Annotated in this window: 20 protein-coding genes and 1 other RNA gene; 16 read left to right on the forward strand and 5 right to left on the reverse strand. The window is 71.3% G+C overall.

All coding sequences use genetic code 11. The features are described from left to right. Positions 1–9 precede the first annotated feature (9 nt). Positions 10–396, forward strand: a transfer-messenger RNA (tmRNA) gene (gene ssrA / locus ACIOGX_RS05580). A gap of 44 nt (positions 397–440) precedes the next feature. On the opposite strand, the gene ACIOGX_RS05585 is transcribed toward ssrA, so the two are convergent. After that, entirely contained in the window at positions 441–1,874 is a 1,434-nt protein-coding gene (locus tag ACIOGX_RS05585) for an MFS transporter (protein ID WP_401910624.1), read from the reverse strand. A 96-nt stretch (positions 1,875–1,970) separates the two neighbouring features. Here ACIOGX_RS05585 and ACIOGX_RS05590 point away from each other — a divergent pair, with 96 nt between their 5' ends. Next, complete coding sequence (locus ACIOGX_RS05590) at positions 1,971–2,945, forward strand: LysR family transcriptional regulator (RefSeq protein WP_401910626.1); 975 nt, start codon at positions 1,971–1,973, stop codon at positions 2,943–2,945. 36 nt (positions 2,946–2,981) lie between these two features. Here ACIOGX_RS05590 and ACIOGX_RS05595 read toward each other — a convergent pair whose 3' ends face one another. The 3 genes from ACIOGX_RS05595 to ACIOGX_RS05605 all read right to left on the reverse strand — a co-directional run bounded on the left by ACIOGX_RS05595 (position 2,982) and on the right by ACIOGX_RS05605 (position 6,027). Beyond that, on the reverse strand, positions 2,982–4,034 hold the full coding sequence (locus ACIOGX_RS05595) for a hypothetical protein (protein WP_401910628.1): 1,053 nt from the start codon (positions 4,032–4,034) through the stop codon (positions 2,982–2,984). A 151-nt stretch (positions 4,035–4,185) separates the two neighbouring features. Next, positions 4,186–4,878 carry an RraA family protein gene (locus ACIOGX_RS05600; RefSeq protein ID WP_401767838.1) on the reverse strand — a complete coding sequence of 231 codons (693 nt, stop codon included), beginning with the start codon at positions 4,876–4,878 and terminating at the stop codon, positions 4,186–4,188. A 96-nt stretch (positions 4,879–4,974) separates the two neighbouring features. Then, on the reverse strand, positions 4,975–6,027 hold the full coding sequence (locus tag ACIOGX_RS05605; RefSeq protein ID WP_401767836.1) for a LacI family DNA-binding transcriptional regulator: 1,053 nt from the start codon (positions 6,025–6,027) through the stop codon (positions 4,975–4,977). Positions 6,028–6,554: 527 nt separating this feature from the next. Here ACIOGX_RS05605 and ACIOGX_RS05610 point away from each other — a divergent pair. From ACIOGX_RS05610 to ACIOGX_RS05645, 8 genes are all read left to right on the forward strand, one after another. After that, the gene (locus ACIOGX_RS05610) at positions 6,555–7,694 is read left to right on the forward strand and encodes a uroporphyrinogen-III synthase (RefSeq protein ID WP_401910631.1); all 1,140 of its coding nucleotides are present in this window, start codon (positions 6,555–6,557) and stop codon (positions 7,692–7,694) included. Between the two features lie 95 nt (positions 7,695–7,789). Next, positions 7,790–8,320, forward strand: coding sequence for a GNAT family N-acetyltransferase (locus tag ACIOGX_RS05615; RefSeq protein WP_383973611.1), 531 nt, complete (start codon positions 7,790–7,792; stop codon positions 8,318–8,320). 108 nt (positions 8,321–8,428) lie between these two features. Continuing rightward, positions 8,429–9,022, forward strand: a complete 594-nt coding sequence (locus tag ACIOGX_RS05620; protein ID WP_401910634.1) for a CGNR zinc finger domain-containing protein — start codon at positions 8,429–8,431, stop codon at positions 9,020–9,022. Positions 9,023–9,322: 300 nt separating this feature from the next. After that, positions 9,323–9,910, forward strand: coding sequence for a sigma-70 family RNA polymerase sigma factor (locus ACIOGX_RS05625; RefSeq protein WP_129769098.1), 588 nt, complete (start codon positions 9,323–9,325; stop codon positions 9,908–9,910). After that, complete coding sequence (locus ACIOGX_RS05630; RefSeq protein WP_401910636.1) at positions 9,907–10,725, forward strand: zf-HC2 domain-containing protein; 819 nt, start codon at positions 9,907–9,909, stop codon at positions 10,723–10,725. Before ACIOGX_RS05625 ends, ACIOGX_RS05630 begins: the two co-directional genes overlap by 4 nt. 62 nt (positions 10,726–10,787) lie before the next feature. Further along, positions 10,788–13,244 carry a HelD family protein gene (locus ACIOGX_RS05635; RefSeq protein ID WP_401910639.1) on the forward strand — a complete coding sequence of 819 codons (2,457 nt, stop codon included), beginning with the start codon at positions 10,788–10,790 and terminating at the stop codon, positions 13,242–13,244. 436 nt (positions 13,245–13,680) lie between these two features. Further along, positions 13,681–15,117 carry an NAD-dependent malic enzyme gene (locus tag ACIOGX_RS05640; protein ID WP_129769096.1) on the forward strand — a complete coding sequence of 479 codons (1,437 nt, stop codon included), beginning with the start codon at positions 13,681–13,683 and terminating at the stop codon, positions 15,115–15,117. 493 nt (positions 15,118–15,610) lie between these two features. Next, entirely contained in the window at positions 15,611–15,892 is a 282-nt protein-coding gene (locus ACIOGX_RS05645) for an HU family DNA-binding protein (RefSeq protein ID WP_004571953.1), read from the forward strand. Positions 15,893–16,063: 171 nt separating this feature from the next. Here ACIOGX_RS05645 and murA read toward each other — a convergent pair whose 3' ends face one another. Beyond that, positions 16,064–17,404, reverse strand: a complete 1,341-nt coding sequence (murA, locus tag ACIOGX_RS05650; RefSeq protein ID WP_356508726.1) for a UDP-N-acetylglucosamine 1-carboxyvinyltransferase — start codon at positions 17,402–17,404, stop codon at positions 16,064–16,066. Positions 17,405–17,678: 274 nt separating this feature from the next. Here murA and ACIOGX_RS05655 point away from each other — a divergent pair, with 274 nt between their 5' ends. The 6 genes from ACIOGX_RS05655 (at position 17,679) to ACIOGX_RS05680 (ending at position 23,703) form a co-directional block, all read left to right on the forward strand. Further along, a complete protein-coding gene (locus tag ACIOGX_RS05655; RefSeq protein ID WP_129769094.1) occupies positions 17,679–18,239 on the forward strand; it encodes a YqgE/AlgH family protein in 561 nt (186 codons plus the stop codon). Positions 18,240–18,400: 161 nt separating this feature from the next. Further along, a complete protein-coding gene (locus tag ACIOGX_RS05660; protein WP_030355120.1) occupies positions 18,401–18,700 on the forward strand; it encodes a DUF3039 domain-containing protein in 300 nt (99 codons plus the stop codon). Positions 18,701–18,912: 212 nt separating this feature from the next. Then, complete coding sequence (locus ACIOGX_RS05665) at positions 18,913–20,217, forward strand: extracellular solute-binding protein (protein WP_356508723.1); 1,305 nt, start codon at positions 18,913–18,915, stop codon at positions 20,215–20,217. Positions 20,218–20,222: 5 nt separating this feature from the next. Continuing rightward, positions 20,223–21,212 carry a sugar ABC transporter permease gene (locus ACIOGX_RS05670; protein WP_356508721.1) on the forward strand — a complete coding sequence of 330 codons (990 nt, stop codon included), beginning with the start codon at positions 20,223–20,225 and terminating at the stop codon, positions 21,210–21,212. A 2-nt stretch (positions 21,213–21,214) separates the two neighbouring features. After that, positions 21,215–22,048 (forward strand): carbohydrate ABC transporter permease, encoded by an 834-nt coding sequence (locus ACIOGX_RS05675; RefSeq protein WP_356508833.1) that lies wholly within the window; start codon positions 21,215–21,217, stop codon positions 22,046–22,048. Between the two features lie 11 nt (positions 22,049–22,059). Then, positions 22,060–23,703, forward strand: coding sequence for a beta-N-acetylhexosaminidase (locus ACIOGX_RS05680; RefSeq protein ID WP_401910644.1), 1,644 nt, complete (start codon positions 22,060–22,062; stop codon positions 23,701–23,703). Positions 23,704–23,990 lie beyond the last annotated feature (287 nt).

Genomic DNA, 23,990 nt, shown 5'->3' on the forward strand with positions numbered 1-23,990 from the left:
AAACAACATGGGGATGATCGGTTTCGACAGCGGATGTCGAAGCAGGTGAAGCGAGCCGAGGAAGCGGCAATGATCTCGTAAACCATATGTCGCAAACAATAATCGCCACTTCTAAGCGCGATTCCTCCGCCTTCGCCCTCGCTGCCTAATTAGCAGCTAGCGAAGACTCTGCGGAGTGTCAGCCCGGGGCTGTTCCCGACCCGGATCCTGGCATCAGCTAGGGGACTAAACCTCTGAGCCCGGTCACGGGGAGCAGAGGGAAACCACACAGTGACTGAGCCCGTCGGAGACTTGTCCGTGTGATCTCCGGGGCCGAGAAAAGCGAAACGGACTGCGCTCGGAGAAGCCCTGGTTCCGCACCGTTGGACGCGGGTTCGATTCCCGCCATCTCCACAATTCCCATGTTTTCAATTGAATACCGCAGGCGAAGGCCCCGCTGCTCAGGCAGCGGGGCCTTCGTCGTGCCCGAAGCGGCGCGCCCCGGCCGCCGCGCAGAGCAGCGCGAGGAGCGCGGCGCAGAGCGGGAGGGCGTAGCCGCGGGCCGGGTCGGTGTGTTCCACGGTCCAGCCGCCGGCCGCCGCGCCGGCGGCTATGCCGGCCAGCAGCGCCGTGACGGCCAGTGTCATGCCCTCGTTGAGCCGGCCCGCCGGGGTGAGGCGCTGGACGAGCGTCATGCCCGTCACCATCGTCGGGGCCGTCGCCGCGCCCGCGATCAGCAGCGCGCAGGCGAGCAGCGGGAGCGTCCCCGCGGACCCCGGCGCCCCCGCGGACCCCGGCGCCCCCGCGGTGGCCGCGAGCAGGGGCAGGGCCAGCAGCGCCGACATCGCGGCGACGCACAGCACCAGCCGCCGCCCGACCCGGCGGGCGGGGCGCAGCGTGCCGAGGAGCAGCCCCGCGGCACACGAACCGGCGGCCTGGAGTGCGAGTACCGCGCCCGCCCACGCCTGGTGACCGCGGTCGTCGGCGAAGGCGAGCGTGACGACCTCCGTCGCGCCGAACACGGCGCCCGTGGCGAGGAAGACGGCGAGCAGGGCGGCCAGCGCGGGCGAGTGGAGCGGGGCGCGCGCCGCGTCCGTACGGCCGGTGGCGGGCGGCTCGGTGGAGCGCTGCGCCGCGAAGACCAGCACGCCGGTCAGCAGCAGGACCGCTCCGGTCAGCGTGCCCGCCTCCGGGAAGACCGCGGTGCACAGGAAGGCGGCCAGCACCGGGCCCAGCATGAAGCAGAGTTCGTCGGCCGCCTGCTCGAAGGAGTTGGCGGTATGTAGGGCCGCGGCGTTCTCCGGGGTCGCTCCCCGGTGCAGATGGGCCCAGCGGGCGCGGGACATCCCGCCGGTGTTGGGGGTGGTGGCGGTCGCGGCGTAGGCGGCGAAGAGCGTCCAGTCCGGTGCCTCGTACCGTACGCACAGGACCAGGGCGAGCGAGGCCAGCGCGGCGATCGCGGCGGCGGGGACGGCGATACGGGCCTGCCCGTATCGGTCGACGAGCCGGGCGGTCCTGGGCGCCACCAGTGCGGTGGCCGCGAGGCCCGTGGCGGTGACGGCTCCGGCCAGCGCGTACGAGCCGCGCGACCCGGCGATCATGATCACGGCGCTGACACTGAACATGCCCATCGGCAGCCGGGCGAGCAGATTCCCGGCGGTGAAGGCGCGGGCACCGGGGATCGCGAAGAGCCGCGCGTACGGGTTGGCCCGGCGGCGCGCCGTCCGGGGCGGGCGCGCCGCTTTCGGCGGTTCCGACGGCTCCGGTGGCTCCGGCGCGCTCGGCGGACCGGGTTCGGGAGCGGGGCCGAAGCGGGCGTCGTACCGCCGTGCCAGGACCAGGCTGTCGCCCGTGACGGCCAGCAGAGGAGTGTCGGGTGCGGGGGAGTACGGCATGCCCTCACCCTCGCCGTACGCCCCGCGCCCGGTCCAACACCTGATCCGCGGGCATTCACGCGTGCGTGTTGTCAGTGGTGTGTTGTTGAATGCGGCATGGCCCGAGACATCGACCCCCGGCTGCTCCGCGGCTTCGTCGCCGCCGCCGAGGACCTGCACTTCACCCGGGCCGCCGCCCGGCTGTACGTCGCCCAGCAGGCGCTGAGCCGCGACATCCGGCGGCTGGAGCGGGAGCTGGACGCCGAGCTGTTCGTACGGACCACGCGCCAGGTGACGCTGACCGCCGAGGGCGAGCGGCTGCTGCCGTACGCCCGGCGCGTGCTGGCGGCCCAGGAGGCGCTGCTGGCCGCCCGCGCCGCCGGGGAACGGCCGCTGCTCGTGGATCTCAACACCGAGGGCATGGTCTCGGGGCGCGTGCTGGCGCGGGCGCGCGAACTCGCCCCGCACCACGAGCTGATGGCCCGCTTCGAGAGCGGCCTGACCCGCGCCGCCACCGAGATCCTGGCCGGCCGGCTCGACGCCTCCTTCGGATACGTCGACGGACTCGCGCCCGCCCTCCGCTCCGGCCTCGCCCATCAGCTCGTACGGTACGAGCCGCTCGCCGTGCTGCTGCCGTACGACCACCCGCTGGCCGACCGCGCGGAGGTGCCGCTCGACGCGCTCGCGGGCGAGAGCGTGTACGCGGGGGCGGGCAACCCCGGGACCCTGGAGTGGACGGAGCTGGCGCGGCGGCTCTTCGCCGGGCGCTCCGTCGCCCTCGCCCCGCCCGCGCCGATGGCGGTCGGGGCCGAGGAGTTCCGGCGGGTGATGGCGAAGCACCGTACGCCCGTACTCGCCGTGGTGGACTTCCCGGAGATGCCGGGGGCGGTGCTGCGTCCGCTCGTCGGCCCCGTCCCTCTGTCGCCTCTGTCGCTGGTGTGGCGCAAGGGGCTGAAGCATCCGGGAGTCGACGCGCTGCGCACCGCCGCCGACGCGCTCGCCGCACGGGAGGGGTGGCGGGAACGTATCCCCGGGAGCTGGCTCCCCGGCGCCGCCACCCCTGCCGGCGCGTCGACGCCCGACAGCCCGTGAAGCGGATCCGGGCAGGCGGGACTTTGAAGACACGCCCTAGGGCAGCCGGCAGTCCCAGCGCACCGGGGTGCTGTTCCAGCGGCCGTAGGCGATGCCGTCGTCGGTCAGCGCCGCCACCTCACCGGTGGGGAAGGGCGTGGAGTCCGTGGGCAGCGACCGCGTGACCCCGTCCCGGATCAGCCACAGCTTGGTGTCCGGCGTGGTGCGCACGACCACGGAGCCGTGCCGGTTGACCGCCTGCGGCTCGCCCGCACCGAGCACGTCCGGGCCGGTGGCCCCGTCCGGCCAGCTCAGGATCGTGGTCGGGCCCGTGGCGTAGACCTCGTACCCGAGAATCGTGCCGCCCGCCACGGCCTCGGCCGTCGACCCGGTCTCCGGTCCCGGCAGGTGCTCGGGGAGGCGCTCCACCGTGCCGTCGGGGCTCCAGCGGGCCGCGTGCGTGGCGGAGTCGGGGCCCGCGACGGTCCAGCCCACGACGGTGCCGTCGGCGTCGATGTCGGTGCCCCGCCCGCCGGAGTCCCCCGGGGGCAGATCCAGCGGACGCACCTCGCCGTCCGCCGACCAGACCACCGGCACGGGCCGCTGCCCGGGGGCGCCGGAGGCTCCGGAGACCGTGCCGTCCTCGTTCACGGCCGTCGGGAGGGTGTCGAAGCCCGGCTCGATACCGGGGAGTTCGGTGAACGCGCCGTTCCGGTAGAGCCACCCGGTGGACCGGTAGGTCTCCGAGTCGAACTCGGACCCCACGATGTCGCCGTGGGCGTTGATGCCCGTGGCGCCGGTGCGGGCGGTGCCCAGGTCCTCGGGTACGCCGTCGGTCCACCGGATCAGGTGATACACGAAGTCCTGGTCCATCGTGAAGCCGACCTGGAACCGGCCGGTGGGGTCGGCGTCGTACACCTCGGCCCGGTAGGTCCCGGCGGGCACGGCGAGCTGTTCCCTGACACACGGTTCGCCGTACGCCCCGGCCGGCCCGGCCGCGCGCCCGGCCACCGGCTCGGCCGCCGTGCTCGTGGCGGGCCAGGCGGTACCGGCCGTGGCCGCCAGCGCGAGGGCGAGCAGAACGCCTCTGGTACGTGTGATGGGTCGCAAGATGTCCCCCCGTGGGTGTGCGCTCCGGACGTTTCCGGACTCGCGTCGGATCCATATGCGCAGAGGAACGGAAACGGATGGTGACATGCCGTCAAAGTCCTTGCACGGTACGGCCGGTCCGGCGGTCCGGCCATGGGTCCGGCCCGTCCGGCTACTCCTCGATGGCCCCGCCGATCCGCCGCAGATGCCGGCGGAAGGTGTACTCCGGGTCGGCCGCGCGCCGCGCCAGATAGTCGTCGAAGGCCGTCTGCCGGCGCAGCGTCTCGCCCGCCACGATCCCGCGGGCCTGTTCGCGCTCGGTCTCCCGGATGCGGTGCGCGGTCGCCAGTACCTCTTCGGCGTGCTCGGCGGCGACGAACAGCACGCCGTCCTCGTCACCGAAGACCAGGTCGTCCGCGCTCACCAGATGCGCCCCGAACCGGGCGGTGTCCAGCGCCTCCGGCTCCCGCTCGTCCAGCCGTACCGGGCCGGGCGGGCAACCGCCGTAGCTGAACACCGGAAGGCCGATCTCCGCCAGCTCGGGGGTGTCCCGGTGGAGTCCCCACACGGCCAGACCGCTCACCCCGGCCGCCCGCGCCTCCAGCACCGCCAGATCGCCGACGCACGCCTCGTCCGTCCGGCCGCCGTTGTCGATGACCAGCACATCACCCGGCTCGGCCCGGCCGAACACCTCCAGGAACACATCCACGCTCCCGTAGTGCCGCACCGGCAACGCGCGTCCGGCGAGGCGATGACCGCGTACGACGGCACCGATCCCGGCCGGGGCGACGCGCAGCGGCACATCGTGGCGGACGCAGGCGTCGGCCACCAGCGGCGTGGACAGACCGGCGAAGACCTTCAGCACGGCGAACTCCCTGGCTCGGCTCCCTGACCGTCGGCGGCGCACGGATACGCGGGACGGCGCAGCGATCCTAGACGCAGCCCGGGAGGCGGCCGGAGGTCAGCGGGCGACCGGGAGCGCGGAGCTTTCCCGGATGATCAGCTCCGGTGTCAGCAGCACGTGTTCCTCGGCGCCCTGCGGGTCTCCGATCCTGGTCAGGAGTAGACGGGTGCAGGCCCGGCCGACTTCTTCCAGGGGCTGGCGGACGCTGGTCAGGCTGGGGGAGAGCAGGGCGGCGGCGGAGGAGTCGTCGAAGCCGACGACCGCGACGTCGCGGCCCGGGAGACGGCCGCTGTCGCGCAGGGCGCGGTAGCAGCCGAGGGCGAGGGTGTCGCTGGCCGCGACGACCGCCGTGGCGCCCGGGAAGAGGCGGGCGACCGCGTCGCGTGCGGCGTCGACGTCGTCCATCGCGCTGACCCGCAGGTCACGGACGGACAGGCCGTGTCGGCGCATCGCCTCGCGCCAGCCCCGGGCCCGGTCGTCCCCGACACCGGACCCGCGCGGCCAGCCGAGGAAGGCGATCCTGCGGTGGCCCAGCGAGACGAGGTGGTCGACGGCCGTCGCCGTGCCGTGGCAGCCGTCGACGTCCACCCAGTCGCCGACCGAACGGGCCGACCAGGGGCGGCCGAACGCCACGAACGGGATGTCGCGCTTGCGCAGCCAGCCGGGGCGCGGATCGCCCCGATAGGTGTTGCTCAGGACGAACGCGTCGACCGACTGCTCGCGCAACATCTCCGCGTAGCAGTCGGGTTCGTCCGCCGCGTCCATGGGCGCGGCGAACAGCAGCACGCGGTACCCGGCCGCGTTGGCGGAGTCCGAGAACGCGCGCAGGAAGTGCTCCATCACCGGCCCCGACACCCCGTCGGGCGTCGCCTGGACGCCGTAGCCGATCAGCCGGCTGGAGCGGGTACGCAGCGAGCGCGCGGCCTGGTGCGGCCGGTAGTCCAGCTCCGTTATCGCCCGCTGGACGCGCTCCAGGGTCTGTGGGGCCAGCAGATCGGGGGAGTTGAGGGCGTTGGACACCGTCTGGGGCGACACCCCCGCCCGCCGGGCGACCAGCGCCAGCGTGGCCGGCTTGTCCTTGCGCCCGCCGGACGTGGTCGTACGTGCCATCAGTCGCCTCCGTCTCCGGTCCGGGTGCCGTCCACTCGACAAGCGGTGGTACCGCGCCAGTTCGGGGTGGCATGCGGGACAGTCGGTGTTCGATCTTGTCGCGTACAGAATCCCATACGGACGCGCGGGCCATGCCGTTCGACGTAACAGCCCCGCTCCGCAGGAGATCTGAGTTTCCGTCATATGCGCGGCGCGCGGAAGTTATTTGTTCGGGGCGCCGTCGGCTCCGGCGGTATACCTTCACACGCCCCGGCCGGGCGGTACCGGCGGCGGCGGAACGCGTGCGGGGCCGCGGGGAGGTGTGGATCCCGGCGGCTGCGCCGTACGTACGCGACGGTAGCGCCGCGGCCGTGCGTAACGTCGACGAAATGCCCGTGGACCGAGCCTGTCACGCGTGTTTGGCAGGCTCGGCCGCTTCCTCCGTACGGCGCCCCGTGGCCGGTGAGCGGGGCGAGCACCGGCGATCGGGAATGTGGAGCGATCGCGACGGGAATGTGGAGCGACCGGGAGAGGAGGAGAGGAGAGGCATGGACGGCCACCAGCACGGCCCCCTCACGGGCTTCACGGTCGGGGTCACCGCCGTCCGGCGCGCCGATGAACTGGGCGCGCTGCTCCGGTGCCGCGGCGGCGCCGTCGTCCACGCCCCCGCCCTGCGGATCGTGCCGCTCGCCGATGACACGCGACTGCTCTCCGCCACCCGGGAGCTGATCGACCGGGCGCCCGACGCGGTCGTGGCGACCACGGCCGCCGGCTTCCGCGACTGGATCGGGGCCGCCGGCGGATGGGGCCGCGGCGAGGAACTCCTCTCCTGTCTGCGCGCCGTCGAACTGCTCGCCCGCGGGCCGGAGGTCACGGCCGCCATCCGGGCCGCCGGGCTCACCGAGGCGTGGTCCGCCGGCTCCGGGTCGATGACCGAGGTCCTCGACCGGCTGCTGGGGGAGGGGGTCGAGGGCCGCCGGATCGCGCTCCAGCTGCACGGGGAGCCGCTGCCCGGGTTCGTGGACGCCCTGCGGGAGGGCGGCGCCGAGGTCGTCGTCGTCCCCGTCCATCGCTGGATGCCCCCGGAGGATCTCGTTCCGGTCGACCGGCTCATCGACGCGACCGTCGCCCGCGCCGTGGACGCCGTCACCTTCACCAGCGCCCCCGCCGCCGCCTCCCTGCTGGCGCGCGCCGGTGAGCGCGGGCGGCTGCCGGAGCTGCTCGCGGCCCTGCGCCACGACGTCCTGGCCGCCTGCGTCGGGCCCGTCACCGCCCGGCCGCTCCAGGAGCGGGGCATCGACACCGTCCAGCCGGACCGCTACCGGCTCGGGCCGCTCGTCGAGGTGCTCTGCACGGAGCTGCCGGGGCGCGCCCGTACGCTGCCGGTCGCGGGCCGCCGCGTCGAGATCCGCGGTCACGCGGTGCTGGTCGACGGCGAACCGCGGCCGGTGCCGCCCGCGGGAATGGCCCTGCTGCACGCGCTGACCCGCAGGCCCGGCTGGGTGGTGTCGCGGGCCGATCTGCTGCGCGCGCTCCCCGGTTCCGGCCGCGACGAACACGCCGTCGAGACCGCGATGGCCCGGCTGCGGGCCGCGCTGGGCGCCCCCGAGCTGATCCACACCGTGGTCAAGCGCGGCTACCGGCTCGCGCTGGACCCGTCGGCCGACTCCCCGTACGCGGACGCGTGACGCAGCTGTCCGAAGCAGAGGCCTGAAGCGGGCGCCTGACGCGGATGCCGGAAACGGATCGCGGTGGGCGGCGGTCCCGTGGGTACCGTACGAAGATGGCCCATGACTCCTCGATCCGCCTCAGGCCCGCCAGCCCGGACGACGCCGAACGCGTCGCCGAGGCGCTCATCCGCAACAGGGACCACTTGAGCCCCTGGGAGCCGGATCGCCCCGCGGACTTCTACACCCCCAGGGCCCAGGCGAACCGGCTCGCCGATCCCGCCGTCCGGCGCTGGCATCTCGTGGACGGTGCCCGTGTCGTCGGCGAGGCGACCCTCCACAACATCGCCCTCGGACCGTTTCGGAGTGCGAATATCGGCTACTGGATCGATGCCGCGTACACCGGCCGCGGCCTGGCGACCCGCGCCGTCGAGGAGGTCTGCCGCACCGCCCGTGACGAGCTGGGCCTGCATCGCGTCGAGGCCGCCGCGGTCCTCGCCAACGTCGCCTCGCAGCGCGTGCTGCGCAAATGCGGCTTCAAGCTGATCGGCACGGCCCCGCACTATCTCCACATCGACGGCGAGTGGCGCGATCACCACCTTTTCCAACGCGTCCTGCACAACGGCCCGCCGAACGCGGCCGGGTAGCGAGCCTTCGGCGAAACCGCCACCGGCAGCAGGGGTTCCGGCCGCGTCCCGGGGCAGGCACTCTGAGGAGGACGGCACCCACGGTGACCCCGAGGCGGTGACAGGCACATGACGGCGGGCATGGGCTCGTACGAGTGGCGGTTCGACTCCGGGCGGATCTGCCTGGATCTGGTGGCCACGGGAGAACGGACTTCCAGAGGCCCCGAGCGGCTCGACGGCGCCGCGCCGCTCGGCCGGTGGCTGGTCGGCGCGGGGCTGGTGCCCGAGGGGACGCCGCTCGCGGGTGTCGACGCCCGCTGGGTCCGGTCCTTCGCCGAACTGCGCGACAGAGTGGGGCAGTTGGTACACGCCGAGATCGACGGACGGGAAGCCGCCGGGGCGCTGGAGCGGGTGAACACGCTGGCAGCGGGGGCGCCGCCGGGCATCAGGGCGGTACGGGACGAGGACGGCGATCTCGTACGGGCGCTGAGCGCCGAGCCCGAGTGCGACGCGCTGCTCGCCGCCGTGGCCAGGGACGCGGTGGAGCTGCTCACCGATCCCGCCGCGCGGGCCCGGCTGCGGGAGTGCGAGGGCGACAGCTGCCGGCGCGTCTACCTGGACACGTCGCGCGGGCGGCGGCGCCGGTGGTGCTCCAGCGAGGTGTGCGGCAACCGCGAGCGGGTCGCCAGGCACCGCCGCAGGGCGGCTCTCGCCCGGTCCTGACGCGGTCCGGCCGGGTCTTTCCCGGCGAACCCGGCCGGATCTTTCCGTAAGGTTGTTGCGCGATTTTCAGACAACTACCGCACGGTATCTCTGCGAGTCGGAGACATGCCCTCCACGTGTCCTCCATCAATCCCGCACGGGTCCCGGACCGGCGCGAACCCCCTCATGCCGCCTTGCTTCGCCCTCCCTACGGACGCAAAAGATCTTGAAAGTTTTTGCGTCGGCCATTGAGTGCCCTCACCCGGGCGTCCGTAGTGATGAGGGAGAAGCAGCCATGAAGGTCTCGACCGGGAGGTTTAGGTGCGCAAAGATGCGGCCGTGGCCGATGACCGCCCTCACCGGGCCCGACACCGGAGCGCGGCACCGCGCGCCAACACCTCCGTCCCCGACGAGGAGATGATGCGCGCCCTCTACCGGGAACACGCGGGACCGCTGCTCGCCTACGTCATGCGTCTCGTCGCGGGCGACCGCCAGCGCGCCGAGGACGTCGTACAGGAAACGCTCATCCGTGCCTGGAAGAACGCCGGCCAGCTCAACCGGGCGACCGGCTCTGTCCGACCCTGGCTGGTGACGGTCGCCCGGCGCATCGTCATCGACGGTCACCGCAGCCGGCAGGCCCGGCCGCAGGAAGTCGACCCGTCGCCGCTGGAGGTCATGCCCGCGGAGGACGAGATCGACAAGGCGTTGTGGCTGATGACGCTCTCGGACGCGCTTGAGGATTTGACCCCTGCCCACCGGGAAGTACTCGTGGAGACGTACTTCAAGGGACGCACGGTCAACGAGGCGGCCGAGACACTCGGCATACCCAGCGGGACCGTGCGTTCCCGTGTGTTCTACGCACTACGGTCGATGAAGCTCGCGTTGGAGGAGAGGGGGGTCTCGGCATGACCACGCACGAGCAGTACGGACTGGGCGACGAAAGTACTGTGCATGAAGCCGTCGGAGCGTACGTTCTCGGAATTCTGGACGATGCCGAGGCCACGGCCTTCGAGGCGCATCTGGCCGGCTGCCGGATCTGCGCCGTCCACCTGGAGGAGTTCTCCGGGATGGAGCCGATGCTGGCCATGCTGGCGGACGATCCCGACCCGTTCCTCGCGCCCACCGCGCTGACCCCGCCCCCGGTGCCCCTCGCACAGCTGCCGACCCCCTCCGTGTCCGTGCGGCCCAGCCCGGGGCTGCTCGGCAGGCTGGTCGACGAGGTCGCCGTCAAGCGCGCCCGGCGCAAGCGCCGGGGGCTGTATCTGGTCGCCGCCGCCGCGGTGCTGATCATCGGCGGGCCCGTCGGCGTCGGGATCGCCACCTCGGGCGGCGCCGAGGCGGGCCCGGCGGTGGCGGAGGAGCGCACCCCGGCCCAGGAGTTCGCCCGTATGCCGGGCAAGATCGGCGCCACGGACACCGTCACCAAGGTCAGCGCCGCCATCGCCATGGAGCCGAAGGCCTGGGGCACCCGAACCGCCCTCGAACTGAAGAATGTGAAGGGCCCGCTCAAGTGCAGTCTGGTCGCCGTCTCCAAGACCGGCGAGCAGGAGGTCGTCACCTCGTGGTCGGTCCCGGCGTGGGGGTACGGCATCCCCGACAGCCCGGACGAGAACGGCAAGAAGCCGCTCTACGTCGAGGGCGGTACGGCCATGGAGAGCAATGACATCGATCACTTCGAGGTCCGTACGTTCGACGGCAAACGACTGGTGGAAGTCGACGCCTGACATACCCGCCCCCTTCGCGTACGGTTGACGGCTGCCCAATGCACGTCATGAAGGGGGCCTCGGTGGCCGCGCAGGATGCCGCTGTAGAAACCGCTGGACCCGCCGTCGATCCCGTACGCGACACGGAGCACGACTCCGTACGCGACCGCGAGATCGGCGTCGAGCAGCGCCATCTGGACCAGGTGTACCGCCGCCTCGAGGAGAAGATCCACGAGGCGGAGTTCCTGATGAACGACGCCGCCAAGAAGGGGCAGGTCGGCACGCCCGGAGCCCTCGCCGAGCGGGACGCCCAGGTGTTCCGCGCCGGGATCCACCTCAACCGGCTCAACAACGAGTTCGAGGACTTCCTGTTCGGGCGGATCGACCTCCTCCGGGGCAAGGACGGCAAGAAGGGCGCGGACGGCGCGTACACCTCGGTCGAGCCCGCCGACGACGCCATCGGCCCCGGCAGTACCGTCGAGATCGCCGAGACGCTGCACATCGGCCGGATCGGAGTCCTGGACTCCGACTACTCGCCGCTGGTCATCGACTGGCGCGCGCCCGCCGCCGCGCCGTTCTACCGCGCCACCCCGGTGGACCCCGGCCGGGTGGTACGGCGCCGGGTCGTCCGCTCCAAGGGGCGCCGGGTCCTCGGTGTCGAGGACGATCTGATGCGCCCGGAGCTGACCGCCTCGCTGGACGGCGCCGCGCTGGCCGTCATCGGGGACGGCGCGCTGATGGCCGCGCTCGGCCAGGCGCGCGGGCACACCATGCGGGACATCGTCTCCTCCATCCAGGCCGAGCAGGACCTGGTCATCCGGGCCCCCGCCGCCTCGGTCACCGAGGTCGCGGGCGGCCCCGGCACGGGCAAGACCGCCGTGGCGCTGCACCGCGCCGCGTATCTGCTCTACCAGGACAGGCGGCGGTACGCGGGCGGCATCCTGGTCGTCTCGCCGACGCCGCTGCTCGTCGCGTACACGGAGGGCGTGCTTCCGTCGCTGGGCGAGGAGGGGCAGGTCGCGATCCGCGCGGTCGGGTCGCTGGTGGACGGCGCGGAGGCCACGGCGTACGACGAACCGGCGGTGGCGCGGGTCAAGGGCTCGGCGCGGATGCTGAAGGTGCTGCGGAAAGCGGCCAGAGGGGCGCTGGAAGGTTCGTTCCCGGCGCTTTCCGGCGCGCGGAGCCGTGATCAGCGGGGGCAGCTGGCCTTCGGCGAGGACCTGGACGGAGCCGGAGACGGAGCCGGGGACGGGGGCGCCGGGCGCGCGCCCGTACGCACCGATCTGCTCCGGGTCGTCGCCTTCGGCCGCAGGCTGGAGCTGGAGGCCGGTGAGCTGAACCGCATCCGGCAGTCCGTGCTCAGCGGCACCGCGCCCGTCAACCTGCTCAGGCCGCGCGCCCGAAGACTCCTGCTGGACGCCCTCTGGGCGAAGTCCGGGTCGGCCCAGCGGCACACCGACCCGGAGCTGGCCGCCGAACTGCGCTCGTCCTTCGACGAGGACGTCACGTCCGAGGACAGCTTCCTCGCCTTCCTGGACGCCTGGTGGCCCGAGCTGACCCCGCGCGGGGTGCTCGCGGCGATGGCCGACGAGCGGCGGCTCGGCCGCTGGTCGCGACGGATCCTCAACCAGGGCGAGAACCGCCGTCTGGCCCGCTCCCTCAAGCGGCTGGGCCCGGACGGCGGAGGCCCGCTCTCCGTCCACGACGTGGCGCTCCTGGACGAGCTGGAGGCACTGCTCGGCTCGCCGCCCCGTCCCAGGAAGCGGCGCGATCTCGACCCGCTGGACCAGCTGACCGGCCTTGAGGAGCTGATGCCGCAGCGCGAGGAGTCGCAGCGCGAGCGGGCCGAACGGCTGGCGGCGGAGCGTACGGAGTACGCGCACGTCATCGTCGACGAGGCGCAGGACCTGACCCCCATGCAGTGGCGGATGGTCGGCCGCCGCGGCCGGCACGCCACCTGGACGGTCGTCGGCGACGCGGCGCAGTCGTCCTGGTCGGACCCGGACGAGGCGGCGGAGGCCCGCGACGAGGCGCTCGGCACCCGCCCGCGCCGCCGTTTCACCCTGACCGTGAACTACCGCAACCCGGCCGAGATCGCCGAGCTGGCATCGAAGGTCCTGGCGCTCGCCATGCCCGGCATGGAGTCGCCGCGCGCGGTGCGCTCCACGGGTGTACGGCCGCGCTTCCGCGTCGTGGAGAACGGCGATCCGGCCGCGACGGTACGCGCGGAGGCGCGGCGGCTGCTCGGCCAGGTGGACGGCACGGTCGGTGTCGTCGTCGCCATGAACCGGCGTGAGCAGGCGGCACGCTGGCTGGCCGGGCTCGGTGACCGCGTGGTGGCGCTGGGCAGTCTGGAGGCCAAGGGGCTGGAGTACGACGCGACGGTCGTGGTCTCCCCGGCGGAGATCGCGGACGAGTCGCCGGCCGGTCTGCGGGTGCTGTACGTCGCGCTGACCCGCGCGACCCAGCAGCTCACGGTGGTCTCGGCGGCCCGCGACGAACCGGACGCGGAAGGCGTACCGGACCTGCTGCGGGACTGATTCCGGAACCGGCCGCGCGGCCGGTTCCTGGGGCGGCCGCGGGACCGGTCCGGTATTGACCGGGAGTCAACTCGCACGAAGGGAATCACTTACCGGGGTGGTTTGTTAGCCTGGGGGTGGCACCGGCTCGATCCAAGCCCCCGGGCCCAACCTTCGTCGCTTCGAGCGACCACTTGCCGCGAGGCGAGCATGGCGGGCCGGTGCCACCTTCACATCAGCTTCGCGTAGGCGCCACAGAGGCGTCGGCGCGGCGTCGGCGGGCCTTCACCAGATCGTGGTGAGGGCCTGTTTTCGTCTCACATCATGGGAGACGGCGTTCCGTAGATAAAGGTCTTTACCTGTTACCCGCCGGTAGGTGCGACCATCTGAAGGCTCCGCCGTTGACGCGTGTCGGGCGGGGCGGCAAAGAGGCTAGGGAAAGAAGAGGGACTCGGTCATGGCAACGGCGCCCAGCGTCTCGTACTCGATGACGGTCAGGCTGGAGGTGCCCGCGAGCGGTACCGCGGTCTCCCAGCTGACCACGGCTGTGGAGTCCTCCGGCGGCTCGGTGACCGGCCTGGACGTGACCGCCTCCGGCCACGAGAAGCTGCGGATCGATGTCACCATCGCCGCCAGCTCCACCGGGCACGCGGAGGAGATCGTCGAGCAGCTGCGCGGCATCGAGGGCGTCACCCTCGGCAAGGTCTCCGACCGTACGTTCCTCATGCACCTCGGCGGCAAGATCGAGATGCAGTCGAAGCACCCCATCCGCAACCGTGACGATCTCTCGATGGTCTACACCCCGGGTGTGGCCCGGGTCTGCATGGCGATCGCCGAGAACCCCGAGGACGCCCGGCGGCTGACCATCAAGCGCAACTCCGTCGCGGTCGTCACGGACGGCTCCGCGGTGCTCGGCCTGGGCAATATCGGCCCCAAGGCCGCGCTGCCCGTCATGGAGGGCAAGGCGGCCCTCTTCAAGCGGTTCGCCGGCATCGACGCCTGGCCGCTCTGCCTGGACACCCAGGACACCGACGCCATCGTCGAGATCGTCAAGGCGATCGCCCCCGGCTTCGCGGGCATCAACCTGGAGGACATCTCCGCGCCCCGCTGCTTCGAGATCGAGGCGCGGCTGCGCGAGGCCCTGGACATCCCGGTCTTCCACGACGACCAGCACGGCACCGCGATCGTGGTGCTCGCGGCCCTGACCAACGCGCTGCGTGTGGTGGGCAAGGGCATCGGGGACGTACGGGTCGTCATGTCCGGCGCGGGCGCGGCCGGTACGGCCATCCTCAAGCTGCTGATCGCCGCGGGCGTCAAGCACACGGTGGTCGCCGACATCCACGGCGTGGTGCACGCGGGCCGCGAGGACCTGGTGGAGGCCGCCCACGAGTCGCCGCTGCGCTGGATCGCCGACAACACCAACCCCGAGGGCGTCACCGGCACGCTCAAGCAGGCCGTGGCCGGCGCGGACGTCTTCATCGGCGTCTCGGCCCCGAACGTGCTGGACGGCGACGACGTGGCGGCCATGGCGGACGGCGCGATCGTGTTCGCCCTCGCCAACCCCGATCCCGAGGTCGACCCGGCGATCGCGCGCGAGACGGCGGCCGTGGTGGCCACGGGCCGCTCCGACTTCCCCAACCAGATCAACAACGTGCTGGTCTTCCCCGGTGTCTTCCGCGGCCTGCTGGACGCCCAGTCCCGCACGGTCAACACGGAGATGATGCTGGCCGCGGCGACGGCGCTCGCCGATGTCGTCACCGAGGAGGAGCTCAACCCGAACTACATCGTGCCGTCGGTCTTCAACGACAAGGTCGCGGGCGCGGTGGCGGGCGCGGTGCGCGACGCCGCAAAGGCGGCCGGCGCGGATGTGACGGCTCCCGTCACCCAGGTCTGACCCGGAGGGGTCCGGGGTGCGCCCCGGGCCCCTCGGGCCCCGGGCAGCGCGAAGTACGCCCCCACCGCCCGGACCGAAGTGTGACCAGGCCCACCACGGAGCCCGGTCACGCTACCCAGGACTGCGGTACATCTCACGTCCGTCCGGTGCCCGGCGCGTCGCGATTCGCCGCGCCCCACGGGCCCCTCTAGGGTGGCGGACCATGAGCACCGCCGCTCCAGGGAGGTTTTCAGGGCCTCCGGCGGGCTCAAGGGCCCCAAGGCTCCAAGGAGTCTCCACAGAGTCGACGGAACGTCACGACGACGAGGCAGTGGCGCTTTTCGTGTGACTCCGGAGGGTGCCGGATTGGCTTTCCCGCCGCTGGTGGGGGCAGGATGCGTATTCGGGCGCGAGGGTCTGTCAGCAGACCCGGGTCCGGGGACTGTCCGAGGGCCCTGGCAGCATCGGCTTCGATCTCACGCCTTACAGGCAAGAAGAACACGGGAGTAACAACATGAACCGCAGTGAGCTGGTGGCCGCCCTGGCCGACCGCGCCGAGGTGACCCGCAAGGACGCCGACGCTGTGCTGGCCGCTCTCGCCGAGACGGTCGGTGAGGTCGTCGCCAAGGGCGACGAGAAGGTCACCATCCCCGGCTTCCTGACCTTCGAGCGCACCCACCGTGCCGCTCGGACCGCTCGTAACCCGCAGACCGGCGACCCGATCCAGATCCCGGCCGGCTACAGCGTGAAGGTCTCCGCGGGCTCCAAGCTCAAGGAAGCCGCCAAGGGCAAGTAACACCCATAGGCGACACGCAGGGGCGGCCACCCGAACCGGGTGGCCGCCCCTGGTGTGTGCGGCCGTCTGAGGCCCGTCAGAAGCCCCCAGGGGCGTCCGCCGGCCCCGGGGACGCCGTCGGCCCCGCTCCGGGGAGAGCGGGGCCGACGGCGTGCCGGGTGTGACGGTGCGTCAGACGAGCGCGCCGCCCGGCAGCTCGACCTTCGCGCCCAGCTCGACGAGCTTGTCCATGAAGTTCTCGTAGCCGCGGTTGATCAGATCGATGCCGTGGACCCGCGACGTGCCCTGCGCCGCCAGCGCCGCGATCAGATACGAGAAACCACCGCGCAGGTCGGGAATGACCAGGTCCGCGCCCTGGAGCCGGGTCGGGCCCGACACCACGGCGGAGTGCAGGAAGTTGCGCTGTCCGAAGCGGCAGTCCGAGCCGCCCAGGCACTCCCGGTAGAGCTGGATGTGCGCGCCCATCTGGTTGAGCGCGGAGGTGAAGCCCAGCCGCGACTCGTACACCGTCTCGTGGACGATGGAGAGCCCCGACGCCTGCGTCAGCGCCACCACCAGCGGCTGCTGCCAGTCGGTCTGGAAACCGGGGTGCACGTCCGTCTCCAGCGCGATCGCGTTGAGCGAGCCGCCCGGATGCCAGAACCGGATGCCCTCGTCGTCGATCTCGAAGGCGCCGCCGACCTTGCGGTAGGTGTTGAGGAACGTCATCATCGAGCGCTGCTGTGCGCCGCGGACATAGATGTTGCCCTCGGTGGCCAGCGCCGCGGACGCCCAGGAGGCCGCCTCCAGACGGTCCGGCAGCGCCCGGTGCGTATAGCCGTCCAGCCGGTCGACACCGGTGATCCGGATCGTCCGGTCGGTGTCCATGGAGATGATCGCGCCCATCTTCTGCAAGACGCAGATGAGGTCCTCGATCTCCGGTTCCACGGCGGCGTTGGACAGTTCGGTGACGCCCTCGGCGAGTACGGCCGTCAGCAGCACCTGCTCCGTCGAGCCGACCGAGGGGTACGGCAGCCGGATCTTCGTGCCGCGCAGCCGCTGCGGTGCCTCCAGGTACTGGCCGTCCTCGCGCTTCTCGATCGTCGCGCCGAACTGCCGCAGCACGTCGAAGTGGAAGTCGATCGGCCGGCCGCCGATGTCACAGCCGCCGAGACCCGGGATGAACGCGTGGCCGAGCCGGTGCAGCAGCGGTCCGCAGAAGAGGATCGGAATGCGCGACGAGCCCGCGTGGGCGTCGATGTCGGCGACATTGGCACTCTCGACATGGGTCGGGTCGAGGATCAGCTCGCCCGGTTCGTCGCCGGGGCGTACGGTCACGCCGTGCAATTGCAGCAGTCCCCGTACGACCCGTACGTCGCGGATGTCGGGCACATTGCGCAGTCTGCTCGGGCCGCTGCCGAGAAGCGCGGCGACCATGGCCTTCGGCACCAGGTTCTTCGCGCCGCGAACGCGGATCTCACCCTCCAGCGGGGTTCCGCCGTGGACAAGCATTACATCGTCTGTGCCGGTCATGAATCTCGCGTTCCGGAGTGGGCGGGCAGGTGGCCAAGGAAAAGGGTAAGGGGCCGGGGCCCCCGTCCCGTAAGGCTCGGGGAGCGGCCGGCACGCAGGGAACACGTAATTCAAGCGATTCACCACGTACGGTTCCGGATCACTCGCGGAGGGTCACCGTCGCGATGTGCGGGAAATCGCGCGCCCCCTTCGGCGCCATATGTGCTGAGCTGCGTTCACGCGTACTGTGCCGGGCGCGCCCCGCGCGCGGCGAATATGCGGGATCATGTCTCGCATGACCGAGGTGTCCTCGCTCACAGGGCGGCTGCTTGTCGCGACTCCCGCCCTGGCCGACCCGAATTTCGACCGCGCGGTGGTGCTCCTGCTCGATCACGACGAGGAGGGCTCGCTCGGCGTGGTCCTCAACAGGCCCACGCCCGTGGGTGTCGCGGACATCCTGGAGTCCTGGGGGGAGTTCGCGGGGGAGCCCGGTGTGGTCTTCCAGGGCGGTCCCGTCTCGCTGGACTCGGCGCTCGGCCTCGCCGTGATCCCGGGCGACGAGGGGCCGTTGGGGTGGCGCAGGGTGTACGGGGCGATCGGCCTCGTCGATCTGGAGACCCCGCCCGAGCTGCTCGCGCGGGCGCTCGGCTCGCTGCGGATCTTCGCCGGATACGCGGGCTGGGGCCCCGGCCAGCTGGAGGAGGAGCTGCGCGAAGGGGCGTGGTACGTCGTGGAGTCGGAGCCGGGCGATGTGTCGTCGCCGAGTCCGGAGAGCCTGTGGCGGGCGGTGCTGCGCAGACAGCGCAGCGAGCTGGCCATGGTCGCGACATACCCGGATGATCCCTCCCTCAACTGACCATCCGGACGGCCCGGCCCGTTCCGTCGGCGCGCCGATCGTCCCGGCCGTCGCCGCTCGGCGTGTCGTCGGCGTGTCGGCGCGATGCGTGAGCGTGTGGCTCCGGAGTGCATGGACCCGGAGCCTCCGGGATCCCCCGGGCGTGGGTACCCTTGGCTGTTATGAGCACTCTTGAGCCCGAGCGCGGGGCAGGTACGGGAACCCTCGTGGAGCCGACACCTCAGGTGTCGCACGGCGACGGCGACCACGAGCGCTTCGCCCACTACGTCCAGAAGGACAAGATCATGGCGAGTGCCCTGGACGGCACTCCCGTGGTCGCACTGTGCGGAAAGGTCTGGGTGCCGGGGCGCGACCCCAAGAAGTACCCGGTCTGTCCGATGTGCAAGGAGATCTACGAGTCCATGGGTCCCGGCGGGGACAAGGGCAAGGACAAGGGCGGCAAGGACAGCGGCAAGAAGTAACGGCCGCTGGTCCACCGTCGGAGACGGCCTCCGGGGCGCGCGTGCGGACGCGCGCCCCGGAGGCCGTCTCGCGTTGTGGGGGGAGTGGCCTGCGGTCACAGATTGGTTGAGACCACTTGTCGGCGACTTCCAGCCGCGCTTAATCTCCTGCGAGTTGTGCAGCACGAAACGTTCGTTGCGCATGCTGCAACGCCGACCCGTAGGGATCCCGGATGAAGCTTTCCTCCCGCATGGCCGTCCCGGTGGCGGCACTCGCCCTCGCCGGCCTCACCGCCACCGCCTGCGCCCCGCAGACCTCCGACACCAGCGCGACGAAGGACGAGAAGAGCGGCACGCTGCGAGTCTGGCTCTTCCAGGAAGTCAACAACAAGCCGAAGGAGCAGGTCGTCGACGCCGCGGTCGCCGCCTTCGGCACGAAGCACGAGGGCACGAAGGTCGAGATCGAGTACATCCCGGTCGAGACCCGCGCCCAGCGCATCAAGGCCGCCTTCAACGATCCGAAGAGCGCGCCCGACCTGATCGAATACGGCAACACCGACACGGCCGGATACGTCAAGGACGGCGGACTCGCCGACGTCACCGCGGAGTTCGACGCCTGGGACGAGGCCAAGGACACCGACCCAACGGCCCGGGAGTCCGTCACGGTCGACGGCAAGGTCTACGGAGCGCCGCTCTTCGTCGGCGTCCGCGCGCTCTACTACCGCACCGACGTCTTCAAGGACTTGGGGATAACGGCCCCCAAGTCCCAGGCCGAACTCATCGCCACGGCCAAGAAGGTCCACAAGGCGAAGCCGGAGCTGTACGGGCTCGCGGTCGGCGGCGCGTACACCTACGGCGCGATGCCGTTCCTCTGGGCGAACGGCGGCGAACTGGCGGAGGAGAGCGGCGGCACGTACAAGGCCGCGGTCAACAGCCCGGCCGCCCGCAAGGGCATCGAGGCGTACACCTCCCTCTTCGGCGACGACAACTGTCCGGCCGCCAAGTGCGCCTCGATGGGCGGCAACGCGACGGTGACCGCCTTCGCGTCCGGGAAGGCCGCGATGGCGATCGGCGGCGACTTCAGCCACCAGGCCGTCGAGGCGGGCACGGTGAAGGGCAAGTACGCGGTCGTGCCGCTGCCCGGGGTCGAGGCGGGCTCGGTCGCGCCGGCCTTCGCGGGCGGCAACAACATCGGCGTACTGAAGAGCAGCGCGCGCCGCACGCTCGCCGTCGACCTGATGAAGTCGTTCACCGGCAAGGAGACCCAGGCCAAGCTGTTCGACGCGATGGGCTTCCTGCCGACGTACACGGACGTACTGGCCGACTCGGCGAAGAAGCAGCCGTTCATCGAGCCCTTCGTCACGACCCTGGGCGCGGGCGCCAAGTTCGTCCCCGCCTCGCCGGGCTGGGCGCAGATCGACTCCTCGCTCGTCCTGCCGACGATGTTCCAGGAGATCGTCAGCGGCCGTAAGGACGTCGCCGCGGCGTCGGACGACGCGGCGAAGAAGATGGACGCGGCGTTCTCGTCCGCGGGCTGAGCGCCATGACGACCGAAGCCGGCCGGATCGACTCCGGCCGTGAGGCCACCGGGGGCCGGGGGTCCGTGCACCAGGCCCGGCAGGCACCCCGTAAGGCCCGGCGGACCCCCCGCCGGGCCGGCCGGGCCGGCTGGACCCCCTGGCTCTATCTGGCGCCCGCGCTCGTCGTCCTCGGCGGGCTGCTGGTCTACCCGATCTACCAACTCGGCCTGATCTCGTTCCTGGAGTACACCCAGGCGCAGGTCAGCGGCGGGGAACCCACCTCCTTCAAGGGCTTCGGCAACTACACCGCGCTCTTCGGCGACAGCCAGTTCTGGCAGGTGCTGCTGGCGACCGTGCTGTTCGCCGCGGCGTGTGTCGTCGCCACCCTCGCGGTCGGCTGCGCGCTCGCCGTCCTGCTGACGCGCGTACGGGCCGTGCCGCGGCTCGCGCTGATGCTCGCCGCGCTCGGCGCCTGGGCCACCCCCGCGATCACCGGCTCCACGGTCTGGGTGTTCCTCTTCGACCCGGACTACGGCCCGGTCAACCGGCTGCTGGGACTCGGCGACTTCTCCTGGACGTACGGCCGCTACAGCGCCTTCGCGCTCGTCCTGTTCGAAGTGGTGTGGTGCTCGTTCCCGTTCGTGATGGTGACCGTCTACGCGGGCATCAAGGCCATCCCCGGCGAGGTGCTGGAGGCGGCCTCGCTCGACGGCGCCTCGCAGTGGCGGATCTGGCGGTCGGTCACCGCGCCGATGCTGCGGCCGATCCTGGTCGTCGTCACCATCCAGTCGATCATCTGGGACTTCAAGGTCTTCACTCAGATCTATGTGATGACGAACGGCGGCGGAATCGCCGGCCAGAATCTCGTGCTCAATGTCTACGCCTATCAGCAGGCCTTCGCGTCCTCGCAGTACAGCCTGGGCTCGGCGATCGGCGTGATCATGCTGCTCATTCTGCTGGCGGTCACGCTCGTCTATCTGCGACTGATCCGACGCCGGGGAGAAGAACTGTGAACCTGCTCGGTATTCGCCGTCCCTGGCGGCTGCTGGCGGAGGCATCGGCCCTCGTCATCGCCGTGATCGTGGCTTTTCCGCTGTACTGGATGGTCCTCTCCGCGTTCAAACCGGCCGGTGAGATCCAGTCCACGGAAGCCCGTCCCTGGACGCTCTCGCCGTCGCTCGACTCGTTCCGCCGGGTCTTCGAACAGCAGGAATTCGGGAGGTACTTCCTCAACAGCCTGGCGGTCGCGGGAACGGTCGTGATCGCCTCCGCGCTCATCGCCTTTCTGGCCGCCACGGCCGTGACCCGGTTCCGTTTCCGATTCCGTACGACCCTCCTCATCATGTTCCTCGTCGCGCAGATGGTGCCGATCGAGGCGCTGGCCATCCCGCTGTTCTTCCTGATGCGGGACGCCGGGCTGCTCAATACGCTCGGCTCGCTCGTCCTGCCGCATCTCGCCTTCTCGCTTCCGTTCGCCATCTGGATGCTGCGCGGATTCGTCAAGGCCGTCCCCGAGGCGCTGGAGGAGGCCGCGTACATCGACGGCGCGAGCCGTACCCGGTTCCTGTGGCAGATCCTTTTCCCGCTGGTCTTCCCCGGGCTTGTCGCGACGAGTGTCTTCTCCTTCATCTCGACCTGGAACGACTTCCTCTTCGCCAAGTCCTTCATCATCAGCGACACCTCGCAGTCGACCCTTCCGATGGCGCTGCTGGTCTTCTTCAAACCGGACGAGAACGACTGGGGCGGGATCATGGCCGCGTCTACGGTGATGACCGTTCCCGTACTGGTTTTCTTTGTGCTCGTACAACGGCGTCTGGTCTCCGGACTCGGCGGCGCCGTCAAGGATTAGAGGTGGACTTCATGGATCTGATCCCGGACCCCAGGCGGGCCTGGCCGGCACAGCCGGGAGCGGGTGTCTTCCCGCTCGACGGCGGGACCGTGATCGAGGCGCAGCCCGGCACGGAGGGCGTGGCGCGGTGGTTCCGCACCGCCGTCGGGACCGCGACGGGCCTGCCGTTCGCGGACGACGCCGGTGTCGTCGGCGCCGAGGACAACCGGATCGTCCTGGGGATCAGCCCGGACATCGCACGCGAACTGGGCCCCGAGGGGTACCGGATCAGCGTCGACGCCGAGGCGATCCGTATCGAGGGCGGCGCCGCGGCCGGGGTCTTCTGGGGGGCACAGACCGTCCGCCAGCTGCTCGGGCCCGACGCGTACCGCAGGGCGCCGCTGGACCCCGCGCGCGAGTGGTCCGTACCGATGACCCTCATCGAGGACGCGCCCCGCTTCGGCTGGCGGGGGCTGATGCTCGACGTGTCACGCCACTTCATGCCCAAGGACGGCGTCCTGCGCTATCTGGACCTGCTCGCGGCCCACAAGCTGAATGTCTTCCACTTCCATCTCACCGACGACCAGGGCTGGCGCGTCGAGATCAAGAAGCATCCGAGACTGACGGAAGTCGGCTCCTGGCGCTCGCGCACCAAATGGGGCCACCGCGCCTCCGAGCTCTGGGAGGAGAAGCCGCACGGCGGTTACTACACCCAGGACGACATCCGCGAGATCGTCGCGTACGCCGCCGAGCGGCATATCACCGTCGTCCCCGAGATCGATATCCCGGGACATTCGCAGGCCGCCATCGCCGCGTATCCGGAACTCGGCAACACCGATGTCATCGACACGACCTCCCTCACCGTCTGGGACACCTGGGGCATCACCGCAAACGTACTCGCCCCCACCGACAACACCCTGCGGTTCTACGAGGACGTCTTCGAGGAACTGCTCACCCTCTTCCCCTCCACCTTCATCCACGTCGGCGGCGACGAGTGCGTCAAGGACCAGTGGAAGGAGTCACCGGCGGCCCGCGCCAGGATCGCGGAGCTCGGTCTGGCCGACGAGGACGAGCTCCAGTCCTGGTTCATCCGGCACTTCGACCGCTGGCTCGCCGAGCGCGGCCGGCGCCTGATCGGCTGGGACGAGATCCTCGAAGGCGGTCTGGCACCGGGCGCCGCCGTGTCGTCCTGGCGCGGATACGCGGGCGGGATCGCCGCCGCGAAGGCCGGTCACGACGTCGTCATGTGCCCCGAGCAGCAGGTGTACCTGGACCACCGTCAGGCGGCGGGTGACGACGAGCCGATGCCCATCGGGTACGTACGCACCCTGGAGGACGTCTACCGTTTCGAGCCGCTGCCGCCGGAGCTCACCGAGGAGGAGGCGGCCCATGTCCTCGGCACCCAGGCCAACGTCTGGACCGAGGTGATGCACGACAGCTCCCGCGTCGACTACCAGGTCTTTCCCCGGCTCGCCGCGTTCGCCGAAGTCGCCTGGTCGGACCTCCCGGCCCCCGCCGAACGTGATGTCGCCGACTTCGAGCAGCGCATGACGGAGCACTACCGGCGCCTGGACGCGCTCGGGGTCGAATACCGGCCGCCCGGCGGTCCGTTGCCCTGGCAGCGCCGCCCGGGAGTGCTGGGGCGCCCGATCGAGGGGGCGCCCCCAAACGTGTGAGCCCACGGGGAGATGGCCGCCCCGGAACGGTGTCCCTGGGACCGTGGTAGTTCGTAAGGATGAGTAATCCGTATGGACAAGTCGTACGACGACCGCTGAAGAGTGGCATTCCGTATGTGACGGCGAAGAGGTGCGAAAGCGGACCTTCCCCCTGGTGGGGGACGGATGCGTCCTTCGCGGACCCTCGCGTCGGGCGGACCGGAAGATGTGCCAGAGTTGCCACGTCCGGTCTGTGAGCACGTACGGTACGGCAACACAGGCGGGAGACCGGGACACCGGAAAGGGGC

The organism is Streptomyces sp. NPDC088147 (genome assembly GCF_044741565.1).
Classification (GTDB): domain Bacteria; phylum Actinomycetota; class Actinomycetes; order Streptomycetales; family Streptomycetaceae; genus Streptomyces.